Source organism: Mariniflexile maritimum, from assembly GCF_009746565.1.
In the GTDB taxonomy this organism is placed as follows: Bacteria; Bacteroidota; Bacteroidia; order Flavobacteriales; family Flavobacteriaceae; genus Mariniflexile; species Mariniflexile maritimum.
Window position 1 is genome coordinate 83,790 of record NZ_WRPN01000006.1, and the last position, 24,866, is coordinate 108,655.

The 24,866-nt window shown below is 38.7% G+C and carries 20 protein-coding genes; 6 read left to right on the forward strand and 14 right to left on the reverse strand.

What is annotated here, in order from left to right; translation table 11 throughout:
* Nucleotides 1–24: 24 nt before the first annotated feature.
* Both fucP and GQO80_RS09670 read left to right on the forward strand, forming a co-directional pair.
* Nucleotides 25–1,374 (forward strand): L-fucose:H+ symporter permease, encoded by a 1,350-nt coding sequence (fucP, locus tag GQO80_RS09665; RefSeq protein ID WP_198037756.1) that lies wholly within the window; start codon nt 25–27, stop codon nt 1,372–1,374.
* An 11-nt stretch (nt 1,375–1,385) separates the two neighbouring features.
* Nucleotides 1,386–1,721, forward strand: coding sequence for an L-rhamnose mutarotase (locus GQO80_RS09670; RefSeq protein WP_157208155.1), 336 nt, complete (start codon nt 1,386–1,388; stop codon nt 1,719–1,721).
* Between the two features lie 39 nt (nt 1,722–1,760).
* Here GQO80_RS09670 and GQO80_RS09675 read toward each other — a convergent pair whose 3' ends face one another.
* From GQO80_RS09675 to GQO80_RS09710, 8 genes are all read right to left on the reverse strand, one after another.
* The gene (locus GQO80_RS09675; protein ID WP_157208156.1) at nt 1,761–2,462 is read right to left on the reverse strand and encodes a sulfite exporter TauE/SafE family protein; all 702 of its coding nucleotides are present in this window, start codon (nt 2,460–2,462) and stop codon (nt 1,761–1,763) included.
* A gap of 1 nt (nt 2,463) precedes the next feature.
* The gene (locus GQO80_RS09680) at nt 2,464–2,910 is read right to left on the reverse strand and encodes a FixH family protein (protein ID WP_157208157.1); all 447 of its coding nucleotides are present in this window, start codon (nt 2,908–2,910) and stop codon (nt 2,464–2,466) included.
* 320 nt (nt 2,911–3,230) lie between these two features.
* Nucleotides 3,231–4,655 carry a cytochrome c oxidase accessory protein CcoG gene (gene ccoG, locus GQO80_RS09685; RefSeq protein ID WP_157208158.1) on the reverse strand — a complete coding sequence of 475 codons (1,425 nt, stop codon included), beginning with the start codon at nt 4,653–4,655 and terminating at the stop codon, nt 3,231–3,233.
* Nucleotides 4,656–4,735: 80 nt separating this feature from the next.
* Nucleotides 4,736–5,677, reverse strand: a complete 942-nt coding sequence (locus GQO80_RS09690; RefSeq protein ID WP_157208159.1) for a cbb3-type cytochrome c oxidase N-terminal domain-containing protein — start codon at nt 5,675–5,677, stop codon at nt 4,736–4,738.
* On the reverse strand, nt 5,674–5,859 hold the full coding sequence (locus GQO80_RS09695; RefSeq protein WP_157208160.1) for a CcoQ/FixQ family Cbb3-type cytochrome c oxidase assembly chaperone: 186 nt from the start codon (nt 5,857–5,859) through the stop codon (nt 5,674–5,676). The genes GQO80_RS09690 and GQO80_RS09695 overlap by 4 nt, the downstream gene beginning before the upstream one ends.
* Before the next feature lie 17 nt (nt 5,860–5,876).
* Nucleotides 5,877–8,060, reverse strand: a complete 2,184-nt coding sequence (gene ccoN / locus GQO80_RS09700; RefSeq protein ID WP_157208161.1) for a cytochrome-c oxidase, cbb3-type subunit I — start codon at nt 8,058–8,060, stop codon at nt 5,877–5,879.
* Nucleotides 8,061–8,071: 11 nt separating this feature from the next.
* Nucleotides 8,072–8,263, reverse strand: a complete 192-nt coding sequence (gene ccoS, locus GQO80_RS09705) for a cbb3-type cytochrome oxidase assembly protein CcoS (RefSeq protein ID WP_157208162.1) — start codon at nt 8,261–8,263, stop codon at nt 8,072–8,074.
* Nucleotides 8,264–8,422: 159 nt separating this feature from the next.
* Nucleotides 8,423–10,801, reverse strand: a complete 2,379-nt coding sequence (locus tag GQO80_RS09710; RefSeq protein ID WP_157208163.1) for a heavy metal translocating P-type ATPase — start codon at nt 10,799–10,801, stop codon at nt 8,423–8,425.
* A 218-nt stretch (nt 10,802–11,019) separates the two neighbouring features.
* Here GQO80_RS09710 and GQO80_RS09715 point away from each other — a divergent pair, with 218 nt between their 5' ends.
* From GQO80_RS09715 to GQO80_RS09730, 4 genes are all read left to right on the forward strand, one after another.
* Nucleotides 11,020–12,264 carry a PAS domain-containing sensor histidine kinase gene (locus GQO80_RS09715; RefSeq protein ID WP_157208164.1) on the forward strand — a complete coding sequence of 415 codons (1,245 nt, stop codon included), beginning with the start codon at nt 11,020–11,022 and terminating at the stop codon, nt 12,262–12,264.
* Nucleotides 12,261–13,313 (forward strand): response regulator, encoded by a 1,053-nt coding sequence (locus GQO80_RS09720; protein ID WP_157208165.1) that lies wholly within the window; start codon nt 12,261–12,263, stop codon nt 13,311–13,313. The genes GQO80_RS09715 and GQO80_RS09720 overlap by 4 nt, the downstream gene beginning before the upstream one ends.
* Nucleotides 13,314–13,401: 88 nt before the next feature.
* Entirely contained in the window at nt 13,402–14,241 is an 840-nt protein-coding gene (locus GQO80_RS09725; RefSeq protein ID WP_157208166.1) for a universal stress protein, read from the forward strand.
* A 65-nt stretch (nt 14,242–14,306) separates the two neighbouring features.
* Nucleotides 14,307–14,984: a Crp/Fnr family transcriptional regulator gene (locus GQO80_RS09730; protein ID WP_157208167.1), complete on the forward strand. Its 678-nt coding sequence runs from the start codon at nt 14,307–14,309 to the stop codon at nt 14,982–14,984.
* A 19-nt stretch (nt 14,985–15,003) separates the two neighbouring features.
* Here the strand turns inward: GQO80_RS09730 and GQO80_RS09735 are convergent, their stop codons facing one another.
* From GQO80_RS09735 to GQO80_RS09765, 6 genes are all read right to left on the reverse strand, one after another.
* Nucleotides 15,004–16,647 carry a M1 family metallopeptidase gene (locus tag GQO80_RS09735; protein ID WP_157208168.1) on the reverse strand — a complete coding sequence of 548 codons (1,644 nt, stop codon included), beginning with the start codon at nt 16,645–16,647 and terminating at the stop codon, nt 15,004–15,006.
* Between the two features lie 91 nt (nt 16,648–16,738).
* Nucleotides 16,739–18,550 (reverse strand): acyl-CoA dehydrogenase family protein, encoded by a 1,812-nt coding sequence (locus tag GQO80_RS09740; RefSeq protein WP_157208169.1) that lies wholly within the window; start codon nt 18,548–18,550, stop codon nt 16,739–16,741.
* Nucleotides 18,551–18,843: 293 nt separating this feature from the next.
* Nucleotides 18,844–20,034 (reverse strand): acetyl-CoA C-acyltransferase, encoded by a 1,191-nt coding sequence (locus tag GQO80_RS09750; protein WP_157208170.1) that lies wholly within the window; start codon nt 20,032–20,034, stop codon nt 18,844–18,846.
* Nucleotides 20,035–20,113: 79 nt separating this feature from the next.
* Nucleotides 20,114–22,507: a 3-hydroxyacyl-CoA dehydrogenase/enoyl-CoA hydratase family protein gene (locus GQO80_RS09755; protein WP_157208171.1), complete on the reverse strand. Its 2,394-nt coding sequence runs from the start codon at nt 22,505–22,507 to the stop codon at nt 20,114–20,116.
* Between the two features lie 6 nt (nt 22,508–22,513).
* Nucleotides 22,514–22,960, reverse strand: coding sequence for a MarR family winged helix-turn-helix transcriptional regulator (locus GQO80_RS09760; protein WP_157208172.1), 447 nt, complete (start codon nt 22,958–22,960; stop codon nt 22,514–22,516).
* Between the two features lie 103 nt (nt 22,961–23,063).
* A complete protein-coding gene (locus tag GQO80_RS09765) occupies nt 23,064–24,833 on the reverse strand; it encodes an AMP-dependent synthetase/ligase (protein WP_157208173.1) in 1,770 nt (589 codons plus the stop codon).
* Between the last annotated feature and the right edge of the window lie 33 nt (nt 24,834–24,866).

The following is a 24,866-nucleotide window of genomic DNA, read 5'->3' on the forward strand; positions in this document are numbered from 1 at the left end:
TTGAAACACCTAACGAAACCATCAATGAATAAAACAATAAAAACCCCCGTTGTTCCTAAAGCATTACTGATACCGTTTATCGCTACTACTTCAATTTTTGCCTTATGGGGCTTTGCAAACGATTTAACAAATCCTATGGTGGCCGCATTTAAAAAAGTAATGGTACTATCCAATCAAGAGGCTTACAACGTGCAGTTTGCTTTTTATTTTGGTTATGGTGTCATGGCTGTTCCAGCGGCACTTTTTATTAGAAAATTTAGTTATAAATCTGGTATTCTATTTGGGCTTGCGCTGTATGCCGTTGGGGCTATTTTATTTTATCCCGCTGCCTTACAGGGTAGGTATGACTATTTTTTAATATCGCTTTTTGTTATTACCTGCGGACTTGGTTTTCTGGAAACCACCTCAAACCCCTTAATACTTTCAATGGGTGATCCTTCTACCGCAACGCAACGTTTAAACTTGGCACAATCCTTTAACCCCTTAGGGTCGCTTACAGGAATGATGATTGCCAAGTTTATGGTTTTAGATAGGTTGCTGTCCGTTGATTATTCCAATAGTTCTGAAATTGTTGCCTTAGGAACCGAAAAGGCAGCAAAAATTAAAGCCCACGATTTGGATGTTATCAGTACACCGTACATAGGGGTAGGCCTTTTTGTTTTGCTGGTTTTTTTAATAATATGGAAAACAAAAATTCCCGCCATGTACTTGGGTAAACACCTTTCAATTAAACAATCGTTGTCCCTTATATTTAAAAATAAATTATATATTTTGGGTGTTTTGGCCCAAATGTTTTATGTTGGCGCACAAATCATGTGTTGGACTGCTATTTTTCAGTTGGTTGAATACCTAAATCAAGGTTTACCGGTTGACCATAAAATTGATGGTACCTATTGGAATATTTCTGCCATGTTACTTTTTGTTTCAACCAGATTTATAGGTACTGCACTTATGCGTAAAATTAATCCTGTAAAAATGTTAACGGTTTTTGCGCTTGCGGGTTCATTGTTGTGCTTAGGTGTTATTTTAACCACAGGCATATTAAGCTTAATTTGTTTGGTTTTGGTCTCGGTGTTCATGTCCATTATGTTTCCTACAATTTACGGTATTGCCCTAAAGGATATGGGCGAGGAGGCAAAATTGGCATCTTCCGGACTAATAATGGCCATTGTTGGAGGTGCTTTTTTACCAAAAATTCAAGCAGCTATCATGGATTTTGGTGATACCGTTAATGGAACCGAAGTTTTTGGAGATATAGTAACAGGTGGTATTACTGAAATTCATTTTTCATTTATACTGCCACTTATTTGTTTATTGTTCGTAGCTTTTTATGGGTTTTATGCTTATAGGGTTAAAAGAGTTATTAATTCGTAGTTGTATTGAAAATGAAAACGAAGCGTTATTGCCTTTTCTGCGATTTAAAAGACGACCCAAGTTTAATTGCAGAATATATAGAGCATCATAAAAAAGTATGGCCCGAGGTTTTGGAAAGTATTAAAACCTCTGGAATAATTAATATGGAAATCTATAACAAAGGCAACAGGCTGTTCATGATAATGGAAGTTGATGATTCGTTTTCTTTTGAAGCGAAATCCCAATTAGATGCCAGCAACCCTAAAGTTCAGGCATGGGAAACGCTTATGTGGAAATACCAACAAAAAGTGCCAATCGCAAAAAAAGGTGAAAAGTGGTTGCTACTAAACGAAATTTTCAGATTATAAACAAAGCGGCCACGTTAGGTTTAAAGTGGTGTATTCAAATCAATGACATTCCATAGCTCCGGTAACCAGCTCGTTCACAGGGGCGGGCGAGAGGTAAGGAATGCCCAATCCCAACCCACGAAATATAAAAATGATGCCAATAATAACCACAAATACAGGAATTATTTTTTGGATGCGTTGTCTGGCTGCACCTTTTAAAAAATGGCTAAAATAAATTGCGGTGGTCATTAAAGGTACGGTGCCCAAACCAAATGTTGCCATGTACAAACTGCCCTCTAAAGCGTTGCCGCTCGCAATGGCGCCAAACAATGCCATATATACCAATCCGCAAGGCAAAAACCCGTTAAGAAAACCAATGGTTAAAAACGTATCGGCCGTTTTTTTCTTTAAGGCAGCGCCCAAAGCCGATTTTACTTTTGAAATAAGCCGATAAATAGGTTTGGAAAAATTATAAGTATTGAAAACCGATGACGGCACAACAACAAATAAAATCATTAAAATACCAATGGCAATTGATAGCTGTTGCTGAAACCCAAAAATATAAAGGCTCTTGCCAATAAGCCCAAAAACAAGTCCTATTAAGCTATAGGCAAAAAGCCTTCCAGCTTGGTAAACAGTAATTTGCGATATTTTTTTGTATGCATTTGTTCGGTCCACAGGCAGCATAAAAGCAATAGGCCCACACATGCCCACACAGTGCAAGCTGCCCACCAATCCTAAAACAAATGCCGTTACAAGCATGTTAATAATTTATAGATTCTTTAAATAAATAAGAAATTCCATTATATTGCCAATCTATTTTAATGTTCCAACGACCATCTACCAAACGGTTGTCAGGTATGAGCAAATAAGGTTTAGATAATGAAATAGCAGTATCAAAATCTAATTGTTTGTTAGATGGTCTATATAGGAACACTTTTCCGGTAATTTTAGTAATATCTAGGGCTTTCGGAAAGCTAATCAACAAGCCTTCGTCGGTTTTTTTATAAGTAATATTTTCATCAAGTTTTTCAGCATTGTCAAGTTTATCAATATCATCTTGATAGGTCAACTCCTCAGCATAATAATCTTCGGTCACCAAATCATGGTCGTACTTTGCGTTAAAATTCATACTAATAACAAAGTAAAGTATAAAGCTAATAAACCCAATAAATGCAATTACAATTCCAGTACCCCAATTAATTTTCATATCGTTCATTCCTGCGTAGGCAGGAACCTGTTTTTAGTTACTACTTGTTTTCAAACCCCGAGGGCTAATTTTCAAGAAACGGCCAATTCCAACTTTGTACTTCTAACTTCTAACTTCTAACTTTACAATGGCATTCCCCTCGTTCCTTCGGGTCGGGCTTTCGGCAGTCGCTCTTTTCAAGTAGCTCCAACAATGCCTCAATCCCTAATGCACCTGTTAGCCAGGGCCATTTTAAACCCATAAGGTAGCACATTTTTAACTGTTTCAATCGTTGCAAATCGTAACGCTTTCAGGGTTTTAAGGCCAAAAAGAGTTGCAATTTATCTATAACTTCGTGGCCCTAAAAAGTTGGCCGTAGTGGTTTCAATCAGTTCACCATTGGCATAAATACCAATTTTTATCTTATTTCGGTCGCCACTTAAAGCGGCATTGTTAATCTCAACAAACAAGGTGCCTTGAGCGATGCCACGACTAGGCACCACAAAATTATTATTGGACGAGGCCAATTTTAAAGTGCCTTTATGCGAAAGCAGTTTTATGCTTACGTTTTCAATATTGTTGGTTGTTTTGTTTACCAGTTTGTAGGTGTAAACATTGCTAATTATATTATTTGCCTTGTGTTCAAATAACTGCCCGGGCAGTTTTAAAACGGTGGCTTCAACATCATTCCTTAAAAATAGCATGCCCGTTAATAAACCAATTAAAATGGTAAGTACCGCTATATAACCTTTCATTCTGGCTGTAAGCTTAAAAGGTTCTTTCTTTTCAATATTGTCTTCGCTGGCGTAACGTATCAATCCTTTTGGTAGGTTAACGCTTTCCATAATACTGTCACATTCATCAATGCATGCGGTACAGTTTACACATTCCAATTGGGTGCCGTTTCTTATGTCGATACCCGTTGGGCAAACATGTACGCATTGAAAACAATCAATACAATCGCCAAAGCCCAACGCTTGTCTGTCCTCATTTTTTCGCCATTTTTTTCTGCCGTTATCGCGTTCGCCCCGTTTATGGTCGTACGCAACCACAATCGATTTGGTGTCTAAAAGTACACCTTGCAAACGGCCGTAAGGACAGGCAATAATACAAACCTGTTCCCTAAACCAAGCAAATACAAAATAAAAAACGGCCGTAAAAATAAGTAACGAAAACAAGGTGCTTAAATGGCTAAAAGGCCCATCCAAAATGTACTGGATAAGTTTGTCGCTTCCTATTAAATAAGCTAGAAATATATTGGAAATAAGGAATGAAATCAATAGGAAAATAGCGAACTTCAATCCTTTTTTTCTTATTTTTTCAGCGTTCCAAGGTTGTTTTGCCAGTTTTATTTGTTTGCCCCGGTCGCCTTCAATCCAATATTCAATGCGCCTAAAAACCATTTCCATAAAAATGGTTTGGGGGCAAATCCATCCACAAAAAATCCTACCAAAAGCAACAGTAAATAACGTGATGAAAACCACCCCGATAAGCATGGAAATTACAAATAGGTAAAAATCTTGTGGCCAAAACGGAAAACCGAAGATGTTAAAACGGCGTTGAAGCACATTGAACATTAAAAACTGATTGCCGTTTATTTTCACAAAAGGCGCCAACAAGAAAAATGCCAATAAAAAGTAACTAACCCATTTTCGGTATTTGTAGAATTTTCCACTAGGTTTTTTTGGAAAAACCCAAGCGCGTTTTCCTTCTTGCGTTACGGTACCTATGGAGTCTCTAAATGATTCGTTATCTGGGGTTTCCATTTTTTATTTCTATTTAAAAGAGAGCCAAGAATTGGTCTATTCTACTCTTGTTATAATAATTCTTGGCTCTTAAACTCGTGTTAGTTTACATTGGTTGCCAAAGTGTCAACTTGAGCGGTATTTGTTTCAGCAGGTGCTGCGTTTTCATCTACCCAAACCTCGCCTTCGGCTTCTTTGGGGTTGGCAGGCGTGGTACCCTGTAATTTTGTTAACACATAGCTTGCCACTTGGGCCATTTCCAATGGTTTCAATTGGGCTTTCCAAGCGATCATCCCTTTTCCGGAACGGCCACCTTCTGAAATGGTATGGAACACATTTTTAATACCGCCACCTAAAATCCAATGGTCATCGGTTAGGTTAGGGCCTATACCACCACCGCCATCGGCCATGTGGCATGCCACACAGTTGGCTTCAAAAGTTGCTTTACCGGCATTAATGTCGGCTGCATCGGTAAGTAAGGATACGGTGTTTATGTCAACCAAATCTTTGGCCGTTTTTTTGTAGGCTTCAACGGCAGTTCTAGCTTCAGCAATCTCTGTTTCGAGTTCATTAATCTGTGTAGGGCCATTAAAAACATGGTATCTTAAAAGATAAACTGCTGCAAAAACTATGGATGCATAAAAGCCCCAAATCCACCAAGGCGGCAGGTTGTTGTCAAGTTCTTTAATGCCATCGTAATTATGGTCTAGCACAATTTCGCCTTCCGATTCAATGGGCTTGTTTTCGCCCACAAGTTTATTGTATAGGTTTTTTATCCAATTAAAATTGAACGATTTCTCTTTTTCGGCCAGAAAGCGTGCTTTTGCTTCATCATCTAACTTATGGAGCATCACGTTTTCAAGTGCGCTTACAATGGCTTCAATAGCGATTAAGATTAAAAGTACGAGGAAGAGAAATAGCATTACGGCAGGATATACAATAAATGCCGGTTTCGAGCCAGAATCGATAACATATTCTACAACTCCGAAAATGATAAAGAATACAATGGGCACCCGTACCCAAGATGGAATTAAATTTCTCATAATATTTGGTCGTTTTGGTTGTCTAATGGAAGATTGCTAACGTCTTTTATATACTCTTTTTTAGCGGTAAATACCCAGTAAAAAAGACCCACAAAAAAGGTAAAGAATATAAGCAAGGAGATGATGGGAAAAATTTCTATTCCATCTATACTATCCATATAGCCTTTTACAAATTTTAGCATGTTATTAGGTTTAGTGGTTAATTTGTTGCTTTTTCAACTTTAATATCGGTGCCTAGGCGTTGTAAATAGGCTATTAAAGCTACGATTTCACGATTTTTCATTTCAACGAATGGTTCACCGTTTTCGGCAGCATATTTTTTGTCTGCTTCATACGAATTCACGAAATCTGGATCGGTATAAAGGCTTTGCTCAATTTTTGTTCCTTGAGCCAGCATATTGGCCTGGGCATTGGTAATTTCCTCATCGGTATATGGAACACCTAGGGTTACCATAACTTTCATTTTAGCCTCTGTATTCGATTTGTCCAATTCATTCTTAATTATCCATGGATAACGTGGCATGATCGATTTATCGTTCATGGCCTGTGGATCGTACATGTGGTTAAAGTGCCAATTGTCGTTGTATTTGCCTCCAACCCTGTGTAAATCCGGACCGGTACGCTTGCTTCCCCAAAGGAATGGATGGTCGTAAACGTATTCGCCTGCTTTTGAGTATTCGCCATAACGCTCTACTTCACTTCTAAAGGGGCGAATCATTTGAGAATGGCAGCCTACGCAACCTTCGCGGATGTAAATATCTCGTCCTTCCAATTCTAAAGGCGTATAGGGTTTTACGCTCGCTATGGTTGGGATGTTCGATTTTACCATAATTGTTGGTACTATTTGAACAATACCACCTATTAAGATAGCCACAGTTGCCAAAATGGTTAATTGTACTGGGCGTCGCTCTAACCAGGTATGCCATCCTTCGCCAGCAGTTCGTTTTTTGGTAACGCGCTCCAGTGCTGGTGCTTCGGCCAATTCGTCTTCAACTTTGCTTCCTTTTTTAATGGTTACAATTACGTTATAAACTAATATTAGCATCCCTGTGATGTACAAGGTGCCACCAATGGCGCGCATCCAGTACATAGGCATAATTTCGGTTACGGTCTCTAAAAAGTTTCCGTAGGTTAAGGTGCCATCAGGGTTAAATTGCTTCCACATACTTGCTTGGGTAAATCCTGCAACATATAGCGGTAGGGCATACATGATGATACCTAGGGTACCCACCCAAAAATGGAGGTTTGCAAGGGCAATAGAGTGTAGTTTTGTTTTAAATAACCTTGGGATTAGGTAATAAATCATACCAAAAGCCAAAAAGCCGTTCCATGCCAAGGCGCCAACGTGTACGTGTGCAATAATCCAGTCGGTAAAGTGCGCAATCGCGTTTACGTTTTTTAATGATAAGGTGGGCCCCTCAAAGGTTGCCATACCATAACCGGTAATAGCTACCACCATAAATTTTAATACCGGATCAACGCGAACTTTGTCCCATGCCCCTCGCAAGGTTAAAAGACCGTTTATCATACCACCCCAAGATGGCATTAATAACATAACAGAGAAAGCAACTCCTAAATTTTGTGCCCATTCTGGTAATGCGGAATATAGCAAATGGTGCGGACCTGCCCAAATGTAGATAAAGATTAACGACCAGAAGTGAACAATTGAAAGTCGATATGAATACACTGGTCTGTTGGCCGCTTTGGGAACATAGTAATACATTAAGCCCAAAAACGGTGTTGTTAAAAAGAATGCCACGGCATTATGCCCATACCACCATTGTACCAAGGCATCTTGAACACCGGCGTAAACAGAGTAACTTTTTAAGGTTGTTACCGGAAGCTCTAAACTATTAAAAATATGAAGGACTGCAACTGTAACAAACGTAGCGATATAAAACCAAATGGCAACATATAAATGGCGTTGCCTTCTTTTTAAGATGGTCCAAATCATATTAACACCAAAAACCACCCATACTAGGGCAATGGCAATGTCTATGGGCCATTCCAACTCGGCATATTCTTTTGATGAAGTGTAGCCTAAGGGTAAGGTAATGGCTGCAGCAACAATAATAAGTTGCCAGCCCCAAAAGTTTATTTTGCTTAGTAGGTCGCTTGCCATACGTGCTTTAAGCAACCTTTGAAGCGAGTAGTAAATACCTGCAAACATGGCATTTCCCACAAAGGCAAAAATAACGGCGTTGGTATGTAAGGGTCTTAATCTACCAAAGCTTAGCCATGAAATACCTTCCATGTAATTTGGGAAAACAAAAAGATAGGCTATCATTAAGCCAACGGTCATTCCCACAACTCCCCATAATATAGTTGCGTAAATAAAATTCTTAACGATTTTATTATCGTAATGAAATTGTTGCATTTCCATAGTTGTAATTGTTAGTCTTTTAATTGGTTAGTATTTATTTTTTTTGGTTTTTTAACTTTAACAAGTTCGTCCTCAAATAGCATCCGTACAGATGGGGTATAACTGTCGTCATACTGCCCTCTTTTTACTGCTACAATAAAGGCAATAAAAAAAACGATAGCAACTGTAACGCTTACAGCCAACAAAATATAAATAACACTCATACCTACTTGAAGTTACGGTTCAAAAATAGTTTCATCAAATTATCTAAAATATGACATTTGTCATGTTTTTTATTGTTTTCTTATCGTCAGGTTTTTAATAACCAATGGAACCTGCTTAAAAGTACTCCATTTTCAATATAATTCTTGTGCTGCAACGAATTATATAGGTATTTTTCGGCCAACAATATTGGTTGCAACGGTGGTAAACGCTACAACACTTATAGAGCTTAAGGGCATCAAAATAGCGGCTACCACAGGCGATAATTGCCCGGTAACAGCAAAATAAAGCCCGATACTATTGTAAATAAAGGACAGTACAAAACTCCATTTGATGATTTTTAGGGCCCATTTGGACATGTTGATAAAGTCGCCCAAATGGTTAAATTTCGAGGCATCCAAAATAGCATCGCAGGCAGGTGAAAACACATTCACGTTTTCTGAAATGGCTATCCCCACATTACTTTGTGCCAAGGCTCCAGCATCGTTTAGGCCGTCGCCAATCATCAGCACATGGGCACCCTCGCTTTGGTGGTATTTAATGTATTCTAATTTATCTTCTGGTTTTTGGTTAAAAAGCAATTTCGTTTTTGTTGGCAAAAGTTTCGTTAAATTTTCTTTTTCACCTTCATTGTCGCCTGAAAGAATAACCAAATCGTAGTCTTTTTTTAGAACGTTGAACAAATGCGACAAGCCTTTTCGGTAGGCATTGTAAAAAGTGAACTTGCCTTTGTATTGGTTGTTAGCGCTAATGTGAACAGCGGTATTTAAAGTGGCGGCATCTGTGGCATGACCCACAAAAGCGGCCGACCCAACCTTTATGGTATTGTTTTTATAATTGGCCTGTATGCCTTTGCCCAAATGCTCCTCAAAATCATCTAAAGTTACGATGTCGTGGGCATCCAAAAGGGCGTACAACGACCTACTTAAAGGATGGTTTGATCCGCGTAAGGTGCTTTTTAATAACGATGTTTCATCTTCTGAAAGCTGTAAACCATCGTAGTTTACGGTCGTTTCCTTGTGGGCCGTTATGGTGCCTGTTTTATCAAAAATAAGCGTGTCTATTTTCGCCAACTGCTCAATAACCGAAGCATTTTTAAGATAGAACTTTTTATTGCCTAAAATTCTTAAAACATTTCCAAAGGTAAAAGGTGCCGCCAACGCCAAAGCACATGGACATGCAATAATTAATACGGAAGTAAACACATTGATGGCTTTACTGGAATCGACTACCAGCCAAAAAGTGGTGGCAACAACGGCAATGAGCAAAATGCCAATGGTAAAATTCTTGCTTATGGTGTTGGTTATGTTGTTAAATGCCAGCGATTTGTCTTTTTTAAATACGTCGTTGCTCCAAAGTTGCGTTAGGTAACTTTGCTCAACCGATTTCAGTACGTCCACCTCAATACTGCCTTCCAATTGTTTTCCGCCGGCAAAAAGCTTGTCGCCCGATTGTTTTGAAACCGTTCTCGATTCGCCGGTTACAAAGCTGTAATCAATGCGGGCACGTCCTTTTATTAAAATACAATCCACCGGTATCAGTTCCTCGTTCCTGATTAAAAGTCGGTCGCCTTTTACAATATCGTACACTTGTATGGCTTCTTCCTTGCCTTCGGAAGTTATTTTGGTAATGCCAATGGGGAAATACGATTTGTAATCGCGTTCAAACGAAAGAAAAGCATAGGTTTTTTGCTGAAAGAATTTCCCGAGCAACAAAAAGAACAGCAAACCGGTTAAGCTGTCGAAAAAACCGGAACCCAAATCGAAAATTATTTCAATGGTGCTTCTTGTAAATAAAACAATGATGCCCAGAGCAATGGGTACATCAATATTCAATAATCTGGAGCGCAGTCCTTTATAGGCCGAAACAAAATAATCTTGGGCCGAATAAAACACTACGGGAAGTGAAAAGGCAAACATGAGCCACCTGAAAAACGGTTTAAATTGTTCCAGCCAAAATTCGCCTACCTGAAAGTATTCCGGAAACGATAAAAACATCACGTTGCCAAAGGCAAAACCCGCAACGCCCAATTTGTAGATTAAGGAGCGGTCTATGTGCTTTTTCCCAACGCTGTAATCGTCCAAACTTATAAAAGGTTCGTAGCCAATGCTGCTTAATAAAACAACTAGGTTTTTAAGCGAAAGCATTTCGGCATTAAACGTTACGCGAACGGTTTTTTTGCCAAAATTTACAATCGATGCGCTTATAGCTGGGTTTAATTTGTTGAGGTTTTCTAAAATCCAAATGCACGAGCTACAATGCACGTGGGGAATGTACAAGGTAACTATTTGTGTGCTGCCATCGTTAAATTCTAAAAGTTGCTCTATAATTTTGGTGTTTTCTAAAAAATTGTATTTGCCCTCAATGTCTTTTGGGGTAGCGCCTGGGGCTTGCTGTAAATCGTAATAACAGGTTAAATCGTTTGCAGAAAAAATTTCATAAACTGTTTTACAACCATTACAGCAAAATACTTTATCGTCAAAAGTGATTTTAGATGCAGTGGCATCCAATCCACAATGAAAACACGTGTGTTTGTCCATTTATTATTCGCTCAAATATACCTGTCGCAAAAATATGAATTGAAGCGCTTTTAAATATGATATTTGTCATGTTTTTGCTATTTTTACACCGCTTCAAAAATTAGGTATGTATTATAGCACATTAGAAATTCAAAATGGTTCTCTACCCCAGAGAGTAGGGTTTACGGGTTGCGTACAAATTCTGGGGTCTTTTATAATTACAAAAACGCTTTGCTATAATGTTTAAAGACGGTAAGGACATTTTTAATATTTTATTTGAAGCCGTTTCCGAGGGTGTTATTGTGGTGGATAACACGCAAAAAATAGTTGCCACAAATGCCTCTGCAGAGGCCATGTTTGGTTACAGCAAAGAAGAAATTGTTAACCAGCAACTGGAACTGTTAATTCCCCAAAAGTACCATGCCAAACACGGTGCCTATTTTCATGGTTTTGTAAAGCACCAAGAAAGCAGGCAAATGGGTAAAGGGCGCGATTTGTTTGGAGCGCGAAAAGATGGCAGTGCATTTCCGGTTGAAGTGGGCCTAAACCCATTAAAGATTGACGGAAATTCGTTTGTGATGGCCTTGGTTATTGATATTTCAATTCGGAAACAACACGAGCTCCAATTGCAGGAACTCAATACCAAACTAGAAAAAAAGGTAAGCGAACGTACTCAAGAACTTAGCAATACCGTTGAAGCCTTAAAAATGGTAAACCTTGAGCGCGATGCCGAAATAAAAAAGCGCATCGAGGCCCAGAACAAAACAAAAGAGGCCCTGAAAAAGGAAAAGGAACTCAATGAGTTGAAAACCAAATTCTTGTCGTTGGTTTCCCATGAATTTAAAACACCATTAAGCGGTATTTTAACGTCTGCCATGTTGTTGGGAAAATATAAATTGTCCGAACAACAGGATAGGCGCGATAAGCATATCAAAACAATTTCAGAAAAGGTGCACTACCTTAATAATATTTTGAACGACTTTTTATCGATTGAAAAATTAGAAACCGGAAAAATAACCTACAATTTCAGTACGTTTAAAATAAGCAAAGTGGTTAATGAGGTAGTTTACAACGCCAACATGCTTTTAAAGGAAGGCCAAACCATCAATTATCCTGAAAATATTGACGACTATGCGCTGTTCCAAGATGAAAAAATCGTAGAATTGGCACTATCAAACCTCGTGCACAACGCCATTAAATATTCTTCGGAAAACACCTTGGTTGATATTCAAATTACGCAAGATGAAACGTATAGCACCTTCATTATAAAGGATAACGGTATTGGTATTCCCGAAAACGACCAAAAAAGCATTTTCAATCGCTATTTTAGGGCCGAAAATGCATTGCTTACACAAGGCACAGGCATTGGCCTGAACATTGTAAAAAGCCATTTAGAAAACCTAGGAGGTTCTATAAGTTTTATAAGTAAAGAGCACGTTGGCAGTGAATTCACTTTTATTTTACCAAATAAAGCAAAGCAATGAAAAAAATATTATTGATAGAAGACGACGTCGTTTTACGGGAAAATACGGCAGAATTATTAGAGCTTTCCCAATATGATGTTATTACCGCCCCCAATGGTAAAATTGGTTTGGAACTGGCAAAAAACACCTTGCCACATATTATCATTTGCGACATCATGATGCCAGAACTTGATGGCTATGGCGTTTTGGACGCACTTTCAAAAAATGAAAAAACCAAGCACATACCGTTTGTTTTTTTATCGGCAAAAACCGAGCGTAAGGACGTTAGAAAGGGAATGGATTTGGGAGCCGACGATTATATAACCAAGCCATTTGAGGAAGATGAACTAATAAGCGCCATAGAAAGCAGGTTGGCAAAAGCGGCCATTTTGAAAGATAGAAGCAATCATGCACAGGAAAACGCCATTGAAAACGATGATGAGCTTAGAACCCTTAACGACCTAAAAAACTTTTTTGATGATAATGGCACCTCAATTAATGTGGCCTCTGGCGATGTTATTTATGAAGAAGGGCAAAATTCAAACAACATTTATTTAATCATTAAAGGATTGGTTAAGTGCCATAAATTGGACGAACAGGGCAAAGACCTCACCACCGCTTTGCATAAAGCAGATGATTTGTTTGGCTATACTTCGTTCACCCAAAACATACCTTACCAAGAAACCGCCGCAGCCATACAGGATACCGAATTGGTAGCTATTTCCAAAAACGAACTAAAAAACGTGTTAAACAGCAACCATAAAGTAACCTTAGAACTTATTCAATTACTAACCGACGATCTAACGGGCGTAAAGGACCAATTGCTGCAAATGGCTTACAGCTCGGTAAAAAAACGAACCGCAACAACCATACTTAAATTTGCTGAAAAATTAAACCGAAAACCCCAAGAATCCATTCGTATTTCAAGAAACGATTTGGCCAGTGTTGCAGGTATCGCATTGGAAAGTTTGATTAGAACCTTATCAAGTTTTAAGGAAATGGGCCTTATTGAAATTGAAGGTAGGGACATCAAGATACTAGACCTCAATAAATTGCAGCAAATAGAGTGATTTTTTGGCCATAATGCCGGCGTTATGATTTTGGTCATATTTCATTAAAATTCATGCCATTACTTTTGTTTTTACTAGACAAATAAGCATGAAGAATATTTTAGTACCGACCGATTTCTCTGAAAACGCATGGAATGCCATTGAGTATGCGCTCCAGTTTTTCAGCAAGTCGGCATGCAACTTTTATTTGTTGCACGTTAATACGGCCTCAACTTCTGAGGACGAAAACTTAACGTACGGCGCAAATCAACAATCGGATTATGAGTTGCTTGTAAAGCCTTCAAAAGTGCGTTTGCAAGAAACTTTGCATCAAATAAACGAATCGTTTCCCATAAATCCAAAGCACCGTTTTTTTACAATTTCAGATAGTAACTATATGATAGATTCCATTAGAAAACAAGTGGAAGAAAAACATATAGACCTTATAGTTATGGGAACTAAAGGGGAATCTTGTTTAAAAAAACTACCTATTGGCAGCAATGCGGGCAACGTTATTACCAAAGTAAAATGCACCACAATTGTAGTGCCTGAAAACGCAAAATTTGTAAAACCCAAAGAAATAGCTTTTCCTACCGATTTTTCAATTTTCTGTAAAACCAAGGTCTTACAGCCCATTTCAGATATTATGGAAACCCACAACGCAGCCGTTAGGGTTTTGCACATTAATAGGTTTGGTGATGCGCTAACCGACGAACAGCAACGGAACAAAGATTATTTAAACGATTATTTTGAAAACTACCCACACAGTTTTCATTTTTTAACCAATAAGCACATCGAAGATGCTGTGCAAAAATTTGTTGATAACAGGGAAATAAACATGATTGCCATGTTAGCAAAAAACTTAAATTATTTCCATAAAATTTTATTTCACCCCACGGTAAAGGAAATTAGTTATTATAAAGATATTCCCTTTTTAGTATTGCATTAAAAAGACATGTTACTGGGGTACTTTGTGTTATTTTGATTAATTTTGTGAAACCTCAATTAATGAATATGGGTAAGTGTGAACAATGTATTATAAAGCAGTTTAACGCGCTTAAATCTTTAAGTAAGGAAGAATTGGTTCGTATTTCCAACTGCAAGACCTCCAGATTTATTAAAAAAGGCGAGGTTATTTTTGAAGAAGGTGAAGCCATAAACGGCGTATATTGTGTTAAGGACGGTATCTGCAAACTATCAAAATTAAGTGAAAACGGTAAGGACCAAATAGTTAAAATTGTTGTGAAGGGCCAATTAATTGGTCAGCGCTCTTTAGTTACCGACCAGGTTTCTAACTTGCAAGCTGTTGCTTTAAACGATATGGAAGTGTGTTTTTTGCCAAAGCAAGAAATAATTGGCGACCTACAAAGCAACCCTAAATTTTCTTTTGATGTACTAAAGGAAATGGCGCAAGATTTAAAAGAGGCCGATGATATTATTGTAAACATGGCACAAAAATCGGTAAGGCAACGTTTAGCCGAAACCTTGGTTTATATTCAGGACAACTTTGGGGTAAACCCCGATAGAACGTTAAGTGTTTTGTTGTCGCGCGAAGATTTTGCAAACATTGTAGGTACTGCAACCGAATCGGCCATTCGGGTATTGTCCCAATTCAAAAAAGAAGGATTAATTTCCATTATGGGCAAACAAATTAGAATTGAGGATGTTGAAGGCTTGAAACGGGTGGAATAGTTTCTCTTCTTCTAAAACGCTACAATTTTTTTGAATACACATAAAAATTGGGATCTATTTCAAAACTAGCATTTTTTGATTTTAAAGAAAGCGTTTTCCATTCTGCTTTTGGATAAATCCACCGTTCCTTTCCGTTAATTATTATTTTTATTGGCATATCAAAAGCATCAACAATTTGGGTCCAGCGGTATCTTAATTCGTTGTTTTTAATGGCATATTCTAAAGTCGGTATTTTTGTAGTCCTTAAATATTGATTAAAAAATGCGGTTAAATCAATGCCTGTTTCTTTTGATAAAAAATCTTCAATTTGCTTAGTGGTAACCGTTTGGTGGTAAAACGTTTTGTTCATGCCACGTAAAATTTGCCGCCATTTTTCATCATTTTCAATAAGCTGCCTTAAGGTGTGAAGCATGTTTGAACCTTTATAATACATATCGGAAGAACCTTCGCTATTTACATTATAGGCTCCAATAATTGGTTTGTCATTTTCAATGCGTTTGCGGGTTCCTATTACATATTCGGATGAAGCTTTTTTTCCGTAGTAATAATCCAAAAATAGATTTTCAGAATAAGCCGTAAAGCTTTCATGAATCCACATATCAGCAATATCTTTATTCGTAATGCTATTGGCAAACCATTCGTGCCCCGATTCATGTACGATGATAAAATCGAACTTTAAGCCCCAACCTGTTTGTGATAAATCGCTTCCCAAATACCCATTTTTGTATTGATTGCCATAGGTTACCGAACTTTGGTGCTCCATGCCCAAATAGGGCACTTCAACCAGTTTATAGCCGTCTTCATAAAACGGATAGGGCCCAAACCAATGTTCAAAGGCTTTCATCATTTTTGGTGCATCTTTAAATTGGATTTTGGCTTTTTCAAGATTGTTTTTCAATACATAGTAATCCATATCCAAAGGGCCCTTTTCACCATCATATATTTCGGAAAAATGAGCATAATCCCCAATATTCACGTTCACGCCGTAATTATTAATGGGGTTGTTTACAAACCAATGGTAAGTGGTGGTGGTTTCGTGTTTTTCAATGTTTCTAAGTCTGCCGTTTGAAACATCCATCAAACCTTTTGGTACGGTAACGCTTATTAGCATGCTGTCCACCTCCTCGTACATGTGGTCTTTATTGGGCCACCAAACACTGGCGCCCAGACCTTGGCAGGATGTTGCAACAAAAGGGTTGCCGTTCGCATCTTTTTTCCACGAAAAACCGCCATCCCAAGGGGCGTTTACGGCTTCTTTTGGGTTGCCTTCATAATAAACATCTAACTTTTGAATGCTTCCAATGGGCTGATTTTCCTTTAAATTGATAAAATGGGCATTGCCTTCGTGTTTTACTTCCAAGGTTTTTCCATTTTGAACCACTTTGGTCATTTTTAAAGGTGGCTGCAAATCAATCTGCATCACGGTATTGCTTTTCAATACTTTATAGTGGATGGTGTTTTTTCCTGAAATGTATTTTTTTTCCGGATTCACGGCAATATCCAAATGATAATAGGTTACATCCCACCAAGCGCGTTCTGGGGTGATGCTACCACGTAAGGTATCTTGTTTTGTGAATTTGTTTTTTTCTGAAAGAATTTGGGCCCCAGAAAAAAATAGTGGCACCATAAGAAAGAGCAATAGGATATATGGACGGTATGTCATTAGCTAATTTTTTACTAAAATACTTAAAATTAAAAAGCGTTTCAAAAAATAAATCCTGAAACGCTTTTAAAAGTGAGTTAGTCTGAATTGTTTAAAAGCAATAGTTGTTTTCCTTAATGACTTTGCTTGCAATAATATTTCGTAATTCTATAATATTAGGCATGTTCACATATTTTATATAACGTTTTAAGCCCATAAGCATCATGCGTTGTTCATCGCCCGAGGAAAATGAAATGATGGAGTGTTTCCCGGCGGTTTCAATAATATCAATAGCATGGAACAAGTTTAATTTGGCCATGGCTATTTGTTCTTTTACTTGATCTTCCCCTTCTTTTTTGGCCAATTTTTCCGCTCGTAGAATGGCAGATTCCGCTAAATAAATCTGGATTAAAATATCGGAAGCGGCCAGCATCAATTGTTGATGTTTTTCAATTTCCTCACCATATTTTTGTAACGCAGCACCGGCAACCATTAAGAATAGTTTTTTAAGATTGGCAATAATGCTTTTTTCTTCTGAAAACAAGGTTGAATGATCTGGGATGTCAAAAGATGGAATCCCAGTTAATTCGTTGGCAACTGCTGTGGCTGGCCCTAACAAATCAACATGGCCTTTCATGGCTTTTTTAATAAGCATGCCAATGCTTAACATGCGGTTAATTTCGTTGGTGCCTTCGTAAATTCGAGCGATACGGGCATCGCGCCATGCCGATTCCATAGGTGTATCTTCGGAAAAGCCCATGCCACCAAAAATTTGGATACCTTCATCGGTACATTTTTGCGTGAACTCTGATACGGCTACTTTTAAAATGGAACATTCAATGGCATATTCCTCAACGCCTTTTAATTCAGCTTCTTGGTGCGTATCTTTTCCATTGTTTTGCCGTATGGTGATGCGATCTTCAATGTTTTTTGAGGCGCGGTAGGTAGCCGTTTCACCTACCCAACAATTGGTGGCCATTTCTGCAATTTTTTGTTGGATGGCGCCAAAACTGGCAATTGGGGTGTTGAATTGTATGCGTTCGTTGGCATATTTAACCGATTCTGAAATAACGCGACGTTGCGCATCCAAACAGGCTGCGGCCAATTTAATACGACCCACGTTTAAGGCGTTCATGGCTATTTTAAAACCATTGCCACGCGTTGAAAGCATATTTTCAACCGGTACTTTGGTGTCGTTAAAAAACACTTGTCGGGTTGATGATGAACGAATGCCTAATTTGTGTTCTTCTTCACCCAGAGTAATGCCATTAGGGTTGTTCTTGTCGTATTCAATAATGAAACCTGTAATGTTTTTATCGTCTTCAATGCGCGCAAATACAATCATTAAACTGCAAAAACCTGCGTTTGAAATCCACATTTTCTGACCAGTAATGCTATAATATTTTCCATCAGCAGATAAAACAGCTTTCGTTTTTCCGGAATTGGCATCGCTACCAGCACTGGGTTCGGTTAAACAATAGGAGCCAAACCATTCGCCAGAAGCCAACTTTGGTACATATTTTTGTTTTTGTTCTTCGGTACCATACAGGGTTATAGGAAGGGTTCCAATACCGGTATGGGCACCAAAAGCGGTACTAAATGAACCTGTGGCACCAGAAATGTAGTCGCATACCAAGATGGTGGAGATAAACCCCATGCCCAAACCGCCATAGGCTTCTGGTACTGCAACGCTTAAAAAGCCTAAATCGGCTGCTTTTCGCATGCATGCTTCGGTAAATGCAAAGTCTTTGGTTTCAAAACGCGCTTTGTTGGGCCATAACTCTCTGTCAACAAATTCCTTAACCGCTTCTTTCATCATTTGTTGTTCTTCCGTGAAATCTTCAGGGGTGAAAATGTCGTCACAGTTTGTTTCTTTCACCAAGAATTGGCCACCTCTTAAAATGTCTTTTTCTGTTGATTCCATATTATTTTGGATTTAGAGATTCAAGAATCAGGAAACAAGACTTATCATTTTAGTCCTGATTTAAAACTTGAAATCATTTTGTATTTGTTTTATTTTTTGTTCTAATTCTTTAAAGTTTTCCTCTGAAACATAGCTTTCATTAAAAGCTGCATGCAATTGAGTTTCCCATTCAAAAGCAGATCCTAAACCATCTTCTAGTATTTATTGAAGTGTTTATCTGAACTTTTACTAGTTCCTTTTCGTTTTTTGAAGTTATGCTTCGTCTTGTTTCTTGGTTCTAATAATCTTGAATCTTAGTTTAAAAATTCAAAAATTCCACAAGCCCCTTGTCCGGTACCAACGCACATGGTTACCGCTCCGTATTTACCTGCCATGTTTCGTTGACGCATTTCATCAAATAATTGAACCGATAATTTTGCTCCCGTACAACCCAGAGGATGCCCTAATGCTATGGCACCACCATTAACGTTAACAATATCTGGGTTCAAATGCAATTCCCTAATAACCGCTAACGATTGCGATGCAAAGGCTTCATTAAGTTCAATTAATTCTAGGTCGCTTTGTTTTAAGCCGGCTAATTTTAAAGCTTTTGGTATGGCTTTTACAGGGCCAATACCCATAATTCTTGGTTCTACACCAGCAGCGGCATAATTTACTAAGCGCGCAATGGGCTTTAGGTTTAATTCCTTTACCATGGTTTCGCTCATAACCATCACAAAAGCAGCACCATCACTCATTTGTGATGAATTACCTGCGGTTACGCTACCACCAGCGGCAAATACGGGAGGTAATTTTGCCAAAGCTTCCAAACTTGTTCCAGCACGTGGGCCTTCATCTTTGGTTACGGTGTATGATTTGGTCGCTTTTTTGCCATTTTCATCTATAAAAACCTGTTCAACATCAATTGGAACGATTTGATCTTGAAACCGGTTTTCAGCTTGTGCTTTCAACGCTTTTATATGCGAATGGTATGCAAATTCATCTTGGTCTTCGCGAGATACTTTAAACTGATTTGCCACCGCTTCGGCAGTATTGCCCATGCCCCAATAATAGTTTTCATGTCCAGCTTTTACGGTATCGTAATTCAGCTCTGGTTTAAAGCCCGTCATAGGTACCGAACTCATGCTTTCTGCACCTCCAGCAATAATACAATCGGCCATTCCCGATTGAATTTTTGCCGCTGCAATGGCTATGGTTTCGAGGCCTGAAGAACAAAAACGGTTTACGGTAACCCCGGGAACGTCAACACTATTTAGGCCAATTAATGAAATAAACCGCGCCATGTTTAAACCTTGCGCACCTTCGGGCATCGCGTTGCCAACTATCACATCGTCAATGCGTTTTACATCCAAATTGGGCAATGTTTTCATCATGTATTGGATGGTTTCCGCACCCAACTCATCGGCACGTTTAAATCGGAAAACACCTTTTGGAGCTTTGCCAACTGCGGTTCTGTATGCTTTTACTATATATGCTTGTTTCATTTTTTTAGATTTTTTAGACGATTAGATTTTTAGACCATTTAGATTTCTAATACTCTGGAAATCTGAGAATCTAATGTGTCTAATTTCTTAGTGGTTTCCCCGTTTTTAACATGTGTTGGATGCGTTCCAAGGTTTTACGCTCGGTGCATAAGCTTAAAAAAGCTTCACGTTCTAAATCCAGTAAATATTGTTCGCTTACCAGCGTTGGTTCCGATAAATCGCCACCAGCCATCACGTAAGCCAATTTGTTGGCAATTTTCTGGTCGTGTTCACTTATATAATGGGCCGCTTCCATTGCGTCGGTTCCCACCAAAAACATGCCCAACGCCTGTTTGCCCAACACTTTTACATCGGTTCGTTTAACAGGTTGTGTATAACCCGCATCTGCCATTAATTTGGCATGGGCTTTTGCAGTGGCTATTTGGCGGTCTTTGTTCACTACAACGGTATCTTTTCCTTTTTGGAGTACGCCCATATCAAAGGCTTCGTAGGCCGAAGTTGCTACTTTTGCCATACCTATAGTTAGGAAATACTCTTGAAGCGTGTTGAGTTCCACATCGCCTTTTTTAAACGTATCCGATGCCCGCAAAGCCATTTCCTTAGAACCACCGCCACCGGGAATAACGCCCACGCCAAATTCTACCAAACCAATATAGGTTTCGGCAGCAGCTACCACCATATCGGCGTGCATGGATAATTCGCAACCACCACCAAGCGTCATGCCATGAGGAGCGGCAATTGTTGGAATAGCCGAGTATCGCATGCGCATCATGGTGTCTTGAAAATATTTAATGGCGGCATTCAATTCATCGTATTCTTGCTCGACGGCCATCATAAAAATCATGCCTATGTTGGCGCCCACCGAGAAATTGGCTGCTTGATTACCTATAACCAAGCCTGCGAAATCTTTTTCGGCCAAATCGATGGCTTTGTTTAAACCAGCCAGCACATCGCCACCAATGGTGTTCATTTTAGATTGGAATTCACAGTTTAAAATGCCATCGCCCAAATCTTCAATAACAACGCCTGAGTTTTTAAAGACTTCATTTGATTTTCGTATGTTATCCAAAATAATGAAGGCATCCTGACCCGGAATTTTCTCTTGTGATTTCTTCGGAATATCGTAAAAATAGGTCGCTCCGTTTTTTACGGTGTAGAATGAGTTGCTTCCTGATGCCAACATCTCGCTTACCCAAGCGGCAGGTTGCAAACCTTCAGCTTTCATCATTTCAATGCCTTTTTCCACGCCAATGGCATCCCAAATTTGAAAAGGGCCATGTTCCCAACCAAATCCGGCTTTCATGGCATCATCTATTTTGTATAATTCATCAGTAATTTCAGGAATTCTATTGGAAACATAGGCAAACATGGCAGCGAAGTTCTTTCTGTAGAAATCGCCTGCTTTATCTTTTCCTGAAACCAATATTTTAAATCGGTCGATGACTTTATCAACCGTTTTTGTTAATTCTAAAGTAGCAAAACTTGCTTTTTTTGAAGGCTTATATTCTAGGGTATTTAAGTCTAAGGCCAAAATGTCCTTACCCTCCTTTTTGTAAAAACCTTGTCCTGTTTTGCTTCCTAGCCATTTGTTTTCCATCATTTTATTGATGAAATCGGGCAGTTTAAAAAGTTCGTGGGCTTCATCGTTTGGGCAATTTTCATAAATACCGTTGGCCACATGTACCAAGGTGTCCAATCCAACCACATCAACGGTTCTAAAGGTTGCCGATTTGGGCCTTCCAATTACGGGGCCTGTTAGTTTGTCAATTTCTTCAACCGTTAATCCTAATGATTTTACTTGATGAAATAAGCTTTGAATGCCGAATATGCCGATGCGGTTTCCTATAAAAGCAGGTGTATCTTTGGCTATGACGGCTGTTTTTCCTAAAAATTGTTCGCCGTAGCCGTTTAAAAAATCTAAAACTTCTTGCGAGGTTTTTGGCCCTGGAATGATTTCAAATAATTTAAGATAACGTGCCGGATTGAAAAAATGGGTGCCACAGAAATGTTTTTGAAAATCTTCCGAACGCCCTTCGCTCATAAAATGAATAGGGATGCCCGACGTATTTGAAGTTATTAAAGTGCCCGGGGTTCGGTGTTTTTCTAATTTCTCGAACACTTGCTTTTTTATGTCAAGGCGTTCAACAACCACTTCCATAATCCAATCCACATGGGCAACTTTTGCAATATCATCCTCTAAATTTCCGGTAGTGATGCGTTTTGCGAAACTTTGGTGGTAAATAGGCGAGGGTTTCGATTTTAATGAAGCAGCTAAGGCATCATTAACCAACCTGTTTCTAACTGCTTTGTTGTCAAGCGTTAAACCTTTGGCTTTTTCTGCGTCGTTTAATTCACGTGGGACAATGTCTAGCAACAGCACATCTACGCCAATATTAGCGAAATGACATGCAATACCGCTACCCATAATGCCAGAGCCAATAATGGCCACTTTTTTAATTCTTCGTTTGCTCATGTTATTTTACTTGTCGTTTTGGTCGTATATTTTTTTGTTGGAAATAAGTTCATTTATTAAATCGGCAACCTCATAAAAGTTGTTTAATTTTTCTTCTGAAATATTTTTGCGTATGGTTTCATTGAATTTTAGCACACGCTCTTTTGAATAATCTCTTTTTTCAAGTCCGAAATCGGTAAGGTGAATGATTACGCCCCTGCCATCTTCGGGGTTTGGTTTGCGTTCAATCAACCCTTTTTCTTCCATTGTTTTTAATATTCTCGATAAACTGGTGGCTTCCATGCCCATCATGGGGCCAAGGGCGGTTGAGGGGGTGCCCTTTTCGCGGTCAACGCTTAATAAGGTAAAGCCAGTTGCCATGGTTGTTCCAAATTTTGCGGCTTCTTCGTTGTACATTTTTTGTACTGCAAGCCATGTTGTTCTTAATATGTAATCAATGGTTTTTTCCTTCATAGTTTTTGGTAGCTAATTTCAAATATATAAAAATATATTATGCATGCATAATATATAACGTTATTTTAACGAAATTAAAATATGATTTGGAGATTAAAAAACTTTACGACCTGTATATTTTTTCAATAAGGTTGGCGTATTTTTCTTTGATAACCTTACGCTTCAGTTTTAATGTGGGCGTTAGGTGACCTGCGTCGATGCTCCAGATATCTGGGGTGATTTCAAATTTTTTGATTTGTTCCCAATGGCCAAAATTTTTGTTGGCGGTATCAATTTCCGCTTGGATCCGCTCGTGCAACAATGGGTTGGAAACAATATCTTCGGTTGTGTTCAAATTAATTTTATGGCGTCTTGCCCATTCCTTAACGAACTGATAATTGACCTGTATTAAAGCCGCTGGCATTTTTTCGCCTTCGCCAATAACCATTATTTGGTCTATAAAGCGCGATTGTTTAAATTCATTTTCAATAAGTGCGGGCGCTACATATTTTCCGCCCGAGGTTTTAAACATTTCTTTTTTTCGGTCGGTTATCTTTAAAAAACCATCGGCATCAAATTCGCCAATATCGCCTGTATGGAAGTAATCGCCTGTCATTACTTCGGCTGTTCTTTCGGGGTCTTTGTAATACCCTAGCATCACGTTGGGGCCTTTTACCAGTATTTCGCCGTCTTCAGCAATTTTAACATCTACGTTATCAATAATTTTTCCAACGGTACCTATTCTAAAGCCACCATCGCGCATATCGTTTACCGATACAACGGGCGATGTTTCGGTAAGCCCATAACCTTCCATAATTGGTAAATTGGCTGCTGCAAAAATGCGGGTTAACCGTTGCTGTAAGGCTGCGCTTCCAGAAACCATAAGTTCCAGACTGCCGCCTAAGCCAGCTTGCCATTTGCTAAAAATGAGTTTTCGGGCAAGTTTTAATTGCAGTTCGTACCACCACCCGTTTTGTCCGTAAGGTTCAAATTTAAGGCCTAAATCTACGGCCCAATAAAACAACATTTTTTTGATGCCTTTAAGTTCTGCGCCTTTAGCCATGATGCTGTCGAAAACCTTTTCATATAACCGCGGAACAGCCGTCATTACATTGGGTTTTACTTCCTTAAGGTTGTCACTCATTTTTTCAATGGATTCGGCAAAATATACTTCTACGCCACAGTACATATATAGGTATAAAATCATGCGCTCAAACACATGGCAAACCGGCAGGAAACTTAATGCTTTCGATTTCCCGTAATGAAAAGGCACGCGTTTTTCACTGTCTAAAATATTGGATATTATATTATTGTGCGAAAGCATCACGCCCTTGGGCTTTCCGGTGGTGCCCGAGGTATAAATTAAGGTTGCTAGATCCTGCGGTTTTACGGCGTTTTTTCTTAATTCAACTTCCTCTTGGTTGCTGGGGTCTTCACCCAAAATTAAAACAGCAGTCCAATGGTCTTCGCCTGCAATGGCATCAAACGTATAAACATTTTTAAGAGCCGTATTTTTTTTTATGGTATTTAGTTTTTTTAGCACTTCTATATCAGAGACAAAGCAATATTGTGATTCAGAATGGTTCAATATATACTCATAATCATCGGAAGAGATGGTTGGATAAATAGGCACGTTTTGTGCGCCTATTTGCAGGATGCCAATATCCAGCACATTCCATTCGGTTCTATTGGTCGAGGAAATAACGGCAATTTTATCATTCGGCTTAATGCCCAAACGTAGCAAGCCCCGGCTAATGGCATTGGCCTGTGCAACAAACTCCTTGGTAGAAATCGCTTTCCATTTCCCATCATATTTGGTGGTAAAAGCCTTTTCTAAATTATAGGTTTCTAATTGATGATATGGAAGGTCAAAAATCCTAGTAATAGCTGCCATTAATTGTTTTTGATACGTTTCTAGTGTTGCAAA